This is a genomic window from Pseudactinotalea terrae (assembly GCF_009733845.1).
Taxonomy (GTDB): Bacteria; Actinomycetota; Actinomycetes; order Actinomycetales; family Beutenbergiaceae; genus Pseudactinotalea; species Pseudactinotalea terrae.
Genome location: NZ_WNXZ01000002.1, coordinates 497,210 through 508,664, shown reverse-complemented (window position 1 = coordinate 508,664; position 11,455 = coordinate 497,210). Strand labels below are relative to the sequence as shown.

Sequence of the window (11,455 nt, the reverse complement as noted above, 5' to 3'; positions counted from 1 at the left end):
GCGGGCCTTGACGTGCGGCTGAACGACTCGTCAGGCGGCTGTGAGGCGCGCGGCGGCGGCAGCGATGCGGTCGTCGGGGGCGGTGAGGGCGAAGCGGACGTGGTGCTCGCTGCCCGGGCCGTAGAAGGCACCCGCACCGGCGATGATGCCGAGGTCGGCAAGGCGGTCGAGGGTGGCCCAGCAGTCTCCGCCGTCGAGCGCGCGGGCCCACAGGTACAGCCCGGCCTCGGAGTGGTCGATCGTGAACCCGGCCGCGTGCAGCGCGGGCAGCAGCAGCGCGCGGCGAGCGCGGTAGATCTCGCGCTGCGCGGCCACGTGCTCGTCGTCGGCCAGGGCCACGGCCATCGCCACCTGCACCGGGTGCGGCAGCATCAGGCCGAGGTGGCGGCGCATCAGCACGATCCGGGCCATCAGATCGGTGTCACCGGCGAGCAGACCCGCGCGATACCCCGCCAGGTTCGACTGCTTCGAGAGCGAGTAGGCCGCCAGCAGCCCGGCGTGAGAGTCGCCCGCGACACGAGGATCGAGGAGGCACGGGACGCCGTCGGAGCTCCACGGCTCGACCCAGCCCAGCTCGGCGTAGCACTCGTCGCTCGCCACCACGGCGCCGAGCCCACGAGCAGCCTCGACGATCTCGCGCAGCTTCTCGACCGGGGCGACGGCGCCGGTCGGGTTCCCCGGGGAGTTCACCCACACAAGTCGAACCCGGGCGTCGCCGGCCCAAGCGGCGACGTCGTCGGTCGCGAGCACCTCAGCGCCAGCCGCACGGGCGCCGACCTCGTAGGTCGGGTACGCCGAGGCAGGGATCACCACGACGTCGCCGGCGCCGATGCCCAGCAACGAGGGCAGCAACCCCACGAGCTCCTTGGAGCCGATCGTGGCCATCACGCCGTCGATGGTCAGCCCCTCGACGCCGCGGCGCCGCGCGAACCAGTCCACCATCGCCTGTCGCAGCGCCGGGATCCCGGCCACCGTCGGGTACCCGGGGGCGTCGGCCGCGCCAGCGAGCGCGGCCTGGACCGCCTTCGGGGTCGGGTCGACCGGGGTGCCGATCGAGAGGTCCACGATGCCGCCCGGGTGCTGCTTCGCCCGGCGCACGTACGGCGCGAGCTTGTCCCAGGGGTAGTCCTCGGTGATCGCGACGAAGCCCACAGCCCTGCCGCGCTCTACTCGCCCTGCGGCGGGAGCGCTGCGATGATCGGGTGGTCCTTGGGGATCAGACCCATCTTGGCGGCGCCGCCTGGCGAGCCGATGTCGTTGAAGAAGTCGACGTTCGCGGTGTAGTACTGCGCCCACTCCTCGGGGACGTCGTCCTCGTAGTAGATCGCCTCGACCGGGCAGACCGGCTCGCACGCGCCGCAGTCCACGCACTCGTCGGGCTGGATGTAGAGCGAGCGCTCACCCTCGTAGATGCAGTCGACGGGACACTCGTCGATGCAGGCCTTGTCCTTGACATCGACGCAGGGCAGCGCGATCACGTACGTCACCGGTGGATCTCTCCTCACGCTCGCCGCTGGCGGTCCAGCGGGTTCAGCTTGTCCTGCGTCCTAGTATCGCAGGCATGACGTTCTGGCGAGCCTGGGAGCCCGGCATGCGCGTCGTCGTGAGATACCGCAACGACGAGGGCAGCTTCTCGGACGCCGTCGGCGAGCTCGTGCGGGTCGACGACGACGGCGTGGAGGTAGCCACCAAGCGCGGCCCGGTGTCGGTATCCGCTGCTGCGATCGCGATCGGCAAGCGGGTCCCGCCCGCCGTGCCGCCCCGCCGCTGAGGTCGCTACCGGCTCATCCCTCGTCGGTGCTCTCGGCCTCGGTGGTCTCGGCCTCCTCGTCGTCGTCGGACGGCGGCTCCCCGCACACGACCCGGTTCCACGGCGAGTAGGTCCACGAGTAGCTGTCGGAGTACTCGTCGTTGACCTCGCCGTCCAGCGTGAGCGTGCGGCGGATGTCGATCGTGAACCCCGAGGCACCGCCGCTCTCCGGCTTGCACTCGGGCGAGGTGTTGTAGACCGTCCGTGGCGAGGTGAACCGGTACTTCTCGCTCGAGGTGATGTCCACGTCCCAGTAGGCGGTGCTCCAGAGCCGCACGTGCACCTGGTTGTCGTCGGTGCCCACCCAGGCCTGCACGAGCACCCCGTACGGCGTGTTGTTGCCCCACCGCATGTCCAGGGAGGGGGCGTAGATCGTGGCCTCGCGGCCCGGGGGGTACCGCTGGAACCAGCGCGAGTGCGGCTTGTGCTCGATGTCCTCCATGCCGGCCTCGTAGGCCGCGTTGAAGGTGGTGGTCGAGACCTGCGAGAGACCGCCGCCCATGGCGGTGGTCGCGAAACCGTTCTCGACGACGCCGGAGCTCACGTACCCGTTCGCTGCCGTGATCGGCCCGAGCGCCTCGATGAGTGAGAACTCCTCGCCGGGCTTGATCAACGTGCCGTTGATGTGTGCGGTGCCGTTGACCAGGTTCTCGGTGCGGGTGGGGTCGTAGGGGTACGGCGTCGCGTACTCCCCCACCACCTCGACGATGCCGAGGGCCTCGGCCTCCTCGGTCGTGAAGTCGGCCTCGGTCGCGGCGAGCCCGGCGACCGCGACACGCGCATCGCCCTCGGCGACGGCTGCCTCACCGACCACGAGCGCGAGCTGGTCGGGGTCCAGACCGGTGCCGGTGACGGCGGGGATCACGGTGGGCACACCGCCGTCGAAGACGATCTGCGCGTCCTGCGGGGTCTCCCCGACCGACGGCACCGCCTCGGTGATGTGATCGGCCAGCAGCTGGCCGTCGATGGTCAGCTCGAGCCCCGAGGCGCCCGGGCTCAGGGTCGCGGCCTCCACGAGCAGCGCCGGCTCGAGACTGGCCTGCTCCTCGTTCAGCTGCACGGTCACGGGACCCGACAGCAACGGGTCCACGATGTTCGACATCGCTGCAGCGATCTGCTCGTCGTCGATCTCCGGCGCGGTGGTCTCCGACGGGAGCTCGATCGGGCGCTGCCCGGTGAGCCACTCGGCGGCGACCAGCTCGGCCGCGGCCGGGATGTCGACCGAGATGCCGTCCTCGGGCTCGGTGGCCACGGTCGCGGTGCCGTCAGCGAGCTCGATCACGCCCTCGACGGGGGCCTTGTCGAGGTCGGTCGAGGCGGTCTCGAGCGCAGCGGTGAGCGCGGCGTCGTCGACCTCGACCACCGGCTCCTGCGCACCCAGCCCGAAGATGTGCCCGAGCACGACCTGCGGCTCGAGCGTGAACCCGGTGAACCGCCCGACGGTCGCGAGCGCGTCGAACGTGAGCCCCGCCTGCGCCGGGTCGATGCTCGCCGCCGTCTCGCCGAGCTGGATCGGGACAGGATCCGTGGTGGGCCCCGCGAGCTGGGTCTCGAGCTGCTCGACGGCGTCCTGCACGGGCAGGCCGGAGATGTCGACGCCGGCGACCGTGGTGCTCTGGGGCACCCTGTCGCCGAGATACCAGGCAGCGCCGACGTACGCACCTGCGAGCACGACGACGCCGATCCCGACCCCGAGCGCGATCTTGCGCCCACGGCGTCGTGGCTTGGGCTTCACAGGCTCCTCGGTGGCCTCGGGGTCGACGGACGGCGGGACCGGATCGCGGACGACGGTGGCCTCGGGGTCGTCGGCGGCCGCAGCGACCGGCTCCTCGTTCGCAGGCCGTACCACCGTGGCCTCGGGGTCGACGTCGGTCGCGGCGGTCTGCTCGGCCGCCTGCTCGCTCGGACGCACCTCGGTCGCATCCGGGTCGGCTTCGGGCTCGCCGGACGCGGGCGACACGCCCTCAGGTGTGACGTCGTCGTCCCTCACGGATCGGCGAAAGATCATGGGCCTCGGAAACTCTCGACAAGACCACCGGTCGTGGCCCCCCTCGGCGCGATTCTAACGGTCGCCGCACCGAGGGCCACGCTCAGCCCTTCCATGTCTCCAGCCGCCCGTACCCGTGCAGGACCGCGCCCTCGTTCTCGGCATGAACGCCGGTCGCCAGGACCTCGCCGCCCACGACGTCGTGCGTGCCCGCCTCGATCACCCACAACGTGCGTGCCTCCAGCCACGCCGTCGCGGCGGTCAGGATCGCCGCGCCGCTGTGCTCGCCCGCGCGGTGCGGCACACGGGTGAGCTGGTCGAGCAACGGTCGGCCCGGCTCGCTCAGCCAGCGGGCCGCAGCGGCCCCGCCGTCGCCCAGGATGCTGACCGCCCAGCTCTCGCCCACCTCGACCGCCTCTCGCAGCCGCGCGTCGCGATGCACGGTGAACAGCACCACCGGCGGCTCGAGCGAGGCGGACACCAGCGAGCTCACGGTCGCGGCGATGTCGTGGCGGCCGGCGCGCGCCGCGACCACCGAGACGCCCGAGACCAGCCGCGACATCGTGCGCCGCAGCTCATCGGGTCCGACGGCGGCCATCAGGAGTCCGCGAACCAGCGCTTGGGCAGCAGGGCAGGCAGCAGCAGCGCGGCGGGGATCGAGCCCACCAGCCAGGCGAGGCCGATCGGTTCGCCGGTGACCAGCACGTCGTCGCCGGGTCGCACGTAGGTCATCACGACCACCATGATCACGGCCGCGGTGCCGAAGGCCGCCTGTCCGGCCCGGTCCACGAACGTCCGGGCGAGCACACCACCTGCCACGAGCGCCACGAACGCCGCCAGCAGGCCCCACGGGGGGCCGACGCGGTGGAACGCCGTCCCGACCGCCGCGACCATGAGCCCGAGCACGAGCGAGAACGCGACCATCGCAGGTCGGAACCACCGCCCGCCGTCGACCGTCTGCGCCGGTGCCGGTGCGACCAGACGCCCGACGGCGGCGCGCAGCTTCTCGGGATCTCCTCGCCCTGGGGCGAGCCGCAGCCAGGCACGGCCCAGGATCGGCTGCAGCAGACCGTTGCTGAGCGCGTACCAGCCGGCGGCAGGAACACCCTCGGCGGTGCCGACCAGCGTCGGCACCTGCACCTGGCTGCGGTGCGCCCGCATCGCGGCGAGCAGGTCCGGGAGCTGGGGAGAGACATCGATCTCGAGATCGACCGTGGCGTCGGGCACCGCGATGCTGGGCAGCTGGCCGCCGGGCTCGGGCAGGGTCAGCGGGGCGCCGTCATCGCCGGTGGTGGGCAGGTCGGTGCGGTTCCGCAGCCACTCCTGCGCAGCTCGGACCGCGCTCTCGGGCCGCACGAGCCAGGCGACGAAGGCCGGGTCGTGCTGGGCAGCCGCCACCGCTGCCATCGTGACCTCGTGGGCGCGCTGGTGGTCGGGGTGTCCGTACCCGCCGCCGGGCTCGTCGGTGAGCACGAGATCGGGCTGCACGCGGTCGATGACCGCGGCCAGTGCCGCCACCGGGCGCTCGAGCGGCACCACGCTGAACGCGTCGGTTCCGGCGTCGAGCGCCGGCAGCGCACGCACCAGGTGCGCGCCCTCGTCCCAGCGCATGCCGGAGTCCACGAGGCGAGGGCCGCCGTCCACCGTGTCCAGGAAGAGGTGATCGACCACGCCGAGCGCCGTCAGCGCGCGCTCGAGCTCGCCGGCGCGATACCCGGCGAGCTCGGCGGGATCGTCGAGAAGGTGAGCGAGATCGGCGCCGATCATCTCGCCGCGCTCGCCACGGGTGCAGGTGACCAGCGTCAGCTGGCAGTGACCCGCGAGCGCCGCGACGAGGGCGCCCGCGGTGAGCGTCTCGTCGTCGGGATGGGGTGCGACCACCAGGACGCGCCGGATCTCCGGCAGCGCCACCGCGGCGTCGGCGACCTCCCCGATCTCGGCACGACTCTCGCCGCCGCCCTCGGCGAGCGACGTCGATCCGCCCGACCCGTCGCTGTCGACAGGTCGAGGAGATCGGCGTTGATCGCTCATGGAGAAGACGAGTTCAGGCGCGGCGGGCGCGGGAGGCGGCCTTGGAGCGCTCGTTGGAGTCGAGGATCACCTTGCGGATGCGCACCGACTCGGGTGTGACCTCGACGCACTCGTCGTCGCGGGCGAACTCGAGCGACTCCTCGAGCGTCAGCGTGCGCGGCGGCGTGAGGTTCTCGAAGGACTCCGCGGTCGAGGACCGGATGTTGTTGAGCTTCTTCTCCTTGGTGATGTTCACGTCCATGTCGTCACCGCGGGAGTTCTCACCCACGACCTGGCCCTCGTACACCTCGGACGTCGGCTGGATGAAGAACGAGCCGCGCTCCTGGAGCGCGAGCATCGCGAACGGGGTGGCCGCGCCCGCGCGGTCGGCGACCAGCGAGCCCGTGGTGCGGAACTCGATGTTGCCGGCCCAGGGCTCGTAGCCCTCGGAGATCGACGAGGCGATGCCGGTGCCGCGGGTGTCGGTGAGGAACCGGGTGCGGAACCCGATCAGGCCACGTGCGGGCACCAGGAACTCCATCCGAACCCAGCCGGTGCCGTGGTTGCTCATGGTCTCCATGCGGCCGCGACGTGCCGCGAGCAGCTGGGTGACGGCGCCGAGGTGCTCCTCGGGGACGTCGATCGTGAGTCGCTCCACCGGCTCGTGGAGCTTGCCGTCGACCTCGCGGGTGACCACCTGCGGCTTGCCGACCGTGAGCTCGAAGCCCTCGCGGCGCATCTGCTCCACGAGGATCGCCAGCGCGAGCTCGCCGCGGCCCTGGACCTCCCAGGCGTCCGGGCGGTCGGTGGGCAGCACGCGGAGCGAGACGTTGCCGATCAGCTCACGGTCGAGGCGGTCCTTGACCTGCCGGGCGGTCACCTTCGCGCCCTTGACCCGGCCGGCCAGCGGCGAGGTGTTGATACCGATCGTCATCGAGATCGCCGGGTCGTCCACGGTGATCAGCGGCAGCGGGCGCGGGTTCTCGGGATCGGTGAGCGACTCACCGATCGTGATGTCCTCGATGCCGGCGACCGCGACGATGTCACCCGGTCCGGCCTCGGTGGCGGGCACCCGGTCGAGGGCCTCCGTGCGCAGCAGCTCGGTGACCTTGACGGTCGTCATCGAGCCGTCGCGGCGCGCCCAGGCCACGACCTGACCCTTGCGCAGGGTTCCGTTGAAGACCCGCAGCAGCGCGAGGCGACCGAGGAACGGTGAGGCGTCGAGGTTGGTGACGTGCGCCTGCAGCGGCGCGCCCTCGTCGTAGGTGGGAGCGGGGATGCGCTCGAGGATCGTCGCGAACAGCGGCTCGAGGTCCGGCGAGTCCGGGAGACCGCCGTCCTCGGGCTGGGTCAGCGACGCGCGGCCGGCGCGGGCAGAGGCGTAGACCACGGGCAGGTCGAGGACCGCGTCGAGGTCCAGGTCCTCGCCGCCCTCCTCCTCGCCCAGGTCCGACGCGAGGCCCAGCAGCAGATCGGTGGTCTCGGCGACGACCTCGCTGATGCGGGCGTCGGCGCGGTCGACCTTGTTGACGACGAGTACCACGGGCAGCCGCGCCTGCAGCGCCTTGCGGAGCACGAACCGGGTCTGGGGCAGCGGGCCCTCGGAGGAATCGACCAGCAGCACGACGCCGTCGACCATGGACAGACCACGCTCGACCTCACCACCGAAGTCGGCGTGGCCCGGTGTATCGATCACGTTGATCGTGATGCCCTCGGGGTGCCCCGCGGCCGCCGCGGCCGGGCCCGAGTAGGCCACCGCGGTGTTCTTCGCGAGGATCGTGATGCCCTTCTCACGCTCCAGATCACCTGAGTCCATCGCGCGCTCCGCGATGTCGTCATGGTCACCGAACGCACCGGACTGCCACAGCATGGCATCGACGAGAGTGGTCTTGCCATGGTCCACGTGCGCGACGATCGCGACGTTGCGCAGGTCGGTGCGCGAGCTCATAAAGGTCCTTCGGGGGCTGGGGCGAGGGCAGGGGCAAGCGTCCCACGTCGCACGAAGCCCGCGGAGATCTTACCTCTCAGAATCCGGTGGGGCCGTCCTGGGTCGGACGTTCCCCTCTCGAGACGTTCTGCTGGTGTGCCTCGAGCTCCTCCTCGGCAGCCAGCTCGGCGGCCGCCGCCTCGAGCAGGGCGTCGCGCCGCTCGCGGCGGATCTTCTGCTCGTTCGGGTCGGGCACGGGCACGGCAGCGATGAGCCGCTGGGTGTACGGATCCTTGGGGCTCTGCACGATCTGCGCCGCCGAGCCCAGCTCCACGAGCTTGCCGTGGTGCATCACCGCGATCCGGCTGGAGAGCATCTCGACCACGGCGAGGTCGTGGCTGATGAACAGGCACGCGAACCCGTGCTCGCGCTGCAGGTCGGTGAACAGCTCGAGCACGTGGGCCTGCACCGACACGTCGAGCGCAGAGGTGGGCTCGTCGGCGACCAGGAGCTTGGGCTCAAGGCTCAGCGCCCGCGCGATACCGACACGCTGGCGCTGCCCGCCGGAGAGCTCGTGCGGGTAGCGGTTGCGCATCGAGCGCGGCAGCTCCACCTGGTCGAGCAGCGACTCGACACGCTTGTCCAGCTCGGCGCCCTTGATGCCGGTGTGCAGCATCAGCGGCTCACCGATCGATTCACCGATCGGCAGCCGCGGGTTGAGCGAGCTGCCCGGGTCCTGGAAAACGATCCCGATCTGCTTGCGCAGCGGCATCAGGTCCTTGTGGCTCGCACCCACCATGTCGAAACCGGCGATCTCGAGCTTTCCCTCGGTCACCGGGAGCAGCCCGACGACGGCGCGCCCGATCGTGGTCTTGCCCGAACCGGACTCGCCCACCAGCCCGACGACCTCGCCCGCGTTGATCGTGAGCGAGACGCCGTCGACGGCGCGGAACGCGGGGGTGCGGCCACGCTTGGGGTACTCGATGACCATGTTCTCGGCCACCATGACCGGCTCACCGATCGGGGTGTCGCCCCCGTGGTCGCGCTCGTGGTCGGAAATCTCCATCGTGCTGTGCGCACCGAGGTGCGGCACCGCGCCGAGGAGCTCGCGGGTGTAGGGGTGCTGCGGGTTGTCGAAGATGTCCTTCGCCTCACCGCTCTCCACGATCCGGCCGCGGCGCATGACGACGATCCGGTCCGCCATGTCCGCCACCACGCCCATGTCGTGGGTGATCAGCACGATGCCGGAGTCGATCCGGTTGCGCAGGTCGCGCATCAGCTTGAGGATCTCGGCCTGCACGGTCACGTCGAGCGCCGTGGTGGGCTCGTCGGCGATCAGCAGGCGCGGGTCGCACGAGAGCGACTGCGCGATCATGGCGCGCTGCCGCTGCCCGCCCGAGAGCTGGTGCGGGTAGGAGTGGAACCGGGTCTCCGGGTCGGGCATCTCCACGAGCCGCAGCAGCTCGAGCGCGCGCTCGGTGGCCGCTGTCGGACCGATGTCGAAGTGGTTGCGCAGGGTCTCCACGATCTGGAAGCCGATGCTGTACACGGGGTTGAGGGCCGTCATCGGCTCCTGGAAGATCACCGCGATGTCGTTGCCGCGGACCCGCCGGAGCTGGCCGGCTGACATCCCGATCAGCTCCTTGCCGTCGAGCTTCGCGCTGCCGGTGGCGCGGCCGTTCCCGGGAAGCAGACCCAGCAGCGACATCGACGACTGGCTCTTGCCCGAGCCGGACTCGCCCACGATCGCGAGCACCTCGCCGGGGCGGACGTCGTAGGTGACGTCGATCGCGGCCGGGAACCACTCGCCCTCGACGTAGAAGTCCACGCAGAGGTCACGGACCTCCAGGATCGGCTCGCGACCGCCGTCGACCGGCTTGTCAGTGATGGCCTCGGGAGCGCTCACAGCTGCTCACCTTCCGTTCGGCAGGTTGCCCGCACCAGGATCGCCGGCGTGGGGTGGACGACCGCGCGAGCGGTCACGGATGGGACGATGACGCGATGGAGTCCGAGACGTTCCGTTCGCGCCTTGCCCAGGGGCTTGCCGTGCTCACCGCTGTGATCGCCGCGGTCGCGTTCGTCACCTTCGTGACCGAGGAGGGGCTGACGGCGGTGCTCACCACGCTCGCGCCGGTCACCCTGGCAGGTGTGCTGGGGTGGGCGGTGTTCTGGAAGCCGCGTGCCGAGGTGTCCGAGGACGGCATCACGATCGTCAACGTGTGGCGCACCATCCACGTCCCGTGGCGCCGGTTCAAGCAGGCCGACAGCAAGTGGGCGCTGGCTGTGACCACCACGGAGGGCCGCACCTTCACCTCGTGGGCGGTGCCGGCAGGCAGCGGCTTCGGAGCGCGGATGGCACCGAACCGGCAGCAGCACGGCGGCTGGGCGCCCACCGAGCGCAAGCTCGGCTCCACCGGCACCGCCGAGGCCGCCGCGCTTGCGATCGCCGAACGCGTACGCGAGCTCCCCAAGCCCGACGGCGCAGGCGCGCCGGTCACCACGACCGTGAACACCCGCCTGCTCGCCGTGCTGGCCGGCCTCGCGGTGCTCTCGGTGCTGAGCGTGACGCTCCCCTGACGTGGGCCTCCGCGGGGAGGTCACGCCGTCGCCCTTGCATCGGCACGCGCGGTCCGCCTGTCGGCGCGTGCCATCTTCCGTGCCGAGGGGACCTTCTTCTGGCGAGGGTCGAACGCGTCGCGCAGGCCGTCCCCGATGAAGTTGACGCACAGCGCGATGAGGATGATGAACAGGCCCGGCCACCAGAACAACCACGGGCGGGTGTTGAACGAGCCCTGGTAGTTGTTGATCATCTGCCCGAGGGAGACGTTGGGCGGCTGGATGCCGAAGCCGAGATAGGAGAGCGCGGTCTCGAGCAGGATCGCCGAGCTCATCAGCAAGGTGACGCTCACGATGATCACCCCGATCGCGTTCGGCAGCATGTGCTTGAAGATGATCCGGCTGGTGCTGGCGCCTGCGACCCGCGCGGCATCGATGAACTCCCGCTCACGTAGCGACAGGAAGTCACCACGGACGAGTCGCGCGAGGCCGGTCCAGGCAATCGCACCGAGCGCGAGGGCCAGCGGGATCGGGTCGGCGGATCCGAGCTTCTTGCCGAGGACCGCACCGATCACGATGACGGGCAGCGTGATGATCAGGTCGGTGAACCGCATGAGGACGTTGTCGGTCTTGCCGCGGAAGAAGCCGGCGAAGGCACCGACCAGGGTGCCGAGCACGGTGGCGACCGCGCCGATGACTCCCATCACGATCAGCGAGGTCTGCACGCCCTTCATGGTGCGCGCGAAGATGTCGCGGCCGATCTCGTCCTGGCCGAACGGGTGCTCGCCGATCGCGAAGCCGCCCTCGTCCCAGGGCATCCTCAGGGTCGGTCCGCCACGGGGGTTGAGGATGTCGTTGAGCGCGCCGGCCGTGTGCGGCCACCAGCCCGGGATCCGGAAGCCACCGATGTTGAAGCCGATCGAGGTGATCGCCAGGAGAGCGATCAGGATCATGACGATCAGACCGGCCATGGCGCCGGTGTGCCGGAAGAACCGGCGCCGCACGATCTGGCCCTGCGAGAGGCCTTCGACCTCGCGCAGCTCGATCGCGTTCTCCGCCTGGCCGGCATCGACGACGCCGTCCTCGTCGGTGGTGGACGCCGCGGTCATCGCCGGGTCGAGCGAACCGGTGCTGGTCTCGCCGGCCTCGAACGGGTCGTCCCGCT

10 protein-coding genes are annotated in these 11,455 nt (G+C 71.0%); 2 read left to right on the top strand and 8 right to left on the bottom strand.

What is annotated here, in order from left to right; translation table 11 throughout:
- Positions 1–30 precede the first annotated feature (30 nt).
- Both dapC and fdxA read right to left on the bottom strand, forming a co-directional pair.
- Positions 31–1,152 carry a succinyldiaminopimelate transaminase gene (gene dapC / locus GPA03_RS09880; RefSeq protein ID WP_156251804.1) on the bottom strand — a complete coding sequence of 374 codons (1,122 nt, stop codon included), beginning with the start codon at positions 1,150–1,152 and terminating at the stop codon, positions 31–33.
- A gap of 14 nt (positions 1,153–1,166) precedes the next feature.
- Positions 1,167–1,487, bottom strand: a complete 321-nt coding sequence (fdxA, locus tag GPA03_RS09875; protein ID WP_156251803.1) for a ferredoxin — start codon at positions 1,485–1,487, stop codon at positions 1,167–1,169.
- A gap of 74 nt (positions 1,488–1,561) precedes the next feature.
- On the opposite strand from fdxA, the gene GPA03_RS09870 reads away from it, so the two are divergent.
- Positions 1,562–1,771, top strand: a complete 210-nt coding sequence (locus GPA03_RS09870) for a putative acetyltransferase (RefSeq protein WP_156251802.1) — start codon at positions 1,562–1,564, stop codon at positions 1,769–1,771.
- Positions 1,772–1,784: 13 nt separating this feature from the next.
- On the opposite strand, the gene GPA03_RS09865 is transcribed toward GPA03_RS09870, so the two are convergent.
- The 5 genes from GPA03_RS09865 to GPA03_RS09845 all read right to left on the bottom strand — a co-directional run bounded on the left by GPA03_RS09865 (position 1,785) and on the right by GPA03_RS09845 (position 9,640).
- A complete protein-coding gene (locus tag GPA03_RS09865) occupies positions 1,785–3,800 on the bottom strand; it encodes a VanW family protein (protein ID WP_156251801.1) in 2,016 nt (671 codons plus the stop codon).
- Positions 3,801–3,900: 100 nt separating this feature from the next.
- Positions 3,901–4,395, bottom strand: coding sequence for a flavin reductase family protein (locus tag GPA03_RS09860; protein ID WP_156251800.1), 495 nt, complete (start codon positions 4,393–4,395; stop codon positions 3,901–3,903).
- Positions 4,395–5,828 (bottom strand): PIG-L family deacetylase, encoded by a 1,434-nt coding sequence (locus GPA03_RS09855; protein WP_156251799.1) that lies wholly within the window; start codon positions 5,826–5,828, stop codon positions 4,395–4,397. The genes GPA03_RS09860 and GPA03_RS09855 overlap by 1 nt, the downstream gene beginning before the upstream one ends.
- Positions 5,829–5,841: 13 nt before the next feature.
- Entirely contained in the window at positions 5,842–7,755 is a 1,914-nt protein-coding gene (gene typA / locus GPA03_RS09850; RefSeq protein ID WP_156251798.1) for a translational GTPase TypA, read from the bottom strand.
- 76 nt (positions 7,756–7,831) lie between these two features.
- Positions 7,832–9,640, bottom strand: a complete 1,809-nt coding sequence (locus GPA03_RS09845; protein WP_156251797.1) for an ABC transporter ATP-binding protein — start codon at positions 9,638–9,640, stop codon at positions 7,832–7,834.
- A gap of 95 nt (positions 9,641–9,735) precedes the next feature.
- Between GPA03_RS09845 and GPA03_RS09840 the strand changes: the two genes are divergently transcribed.
- The gene (locus GPA03_RS09840) at positions 9,736–10,311 is read left to right on the top strand and encodes a PH domain-containing protein (protein ID WP_156251796.1); all 576 of its coding nucleotides are present in this window, start codon (positions 9,736–9,738) and stop codon (positions 10,309–10,311) included.
- Positions 10,312–10,331: 20 nt separating this feature from the next.
- On the opposite strand, the gene GPA03_RS09835 is transcribed toward GPA03_RS09840, so the two are convergent.
- On the bottom strand, positions 10,332–11,399 hold the full coding sequence (locus tag GPA03_RS09835) for an ABC transporter permease (protein ID WP_156252015.1): 1,068 nt from the start codon (positions 11,397–11,399) through the stop codon (positions 10,332–10,334).
- Positions 11,400–11,455 lie beyond the last annotated feature (56 nt).

What these genes read in the sequence shown, in the direction of transcription:
- GPA03_RS09840 (WP_156251796.1), top strand. Translation starts at nt 9,736, where the DNA reads ATGGAGTCCGAGACGTTCCGTTCGCGCCTTGCCCAGGGGCTTGCCGTG.
- GPA03_RS09855 (WP_156251799.1), bottom strand. Translation starts at nt 5,828, where the DNA reads ATGAGCGATCAACGCCGATCTCCTCGACCTGTCGACAGCGACGGGTCG.
- GPA03_RS09870 (WP_156251802.1), top strand. Translation starts at nt 1,562, where the DNA reads ATGACGTTCTGGCGAGCCTGGGAGCCCGGCATGCGCGTCGTCGTGAGA.
- GPA03_RS09860 (WP_156251800.1), bottom strand. Translation starts at nt 4,395, where the DNA reads ATGGCCGCCGTCGGACCCGATGAGCTGCGGCGCACGATGTCGCGGCTG.
- GPA03_RS09835 (WP_156252015.1), bottom strand. Translation starts at nt 11,399, where the DNA reads ATGACCGCGGCGTCCACCACCGACGAGGACGGCGTCGTCGATGCCGGC.
- typA (WP_156251798.1), bottom strand. Translation starts at nt 7,755, where the DNA reads ATGAGCTCGCGCACCGACCTGCGCAACGTCGCGATCGTCGCGCACGTG.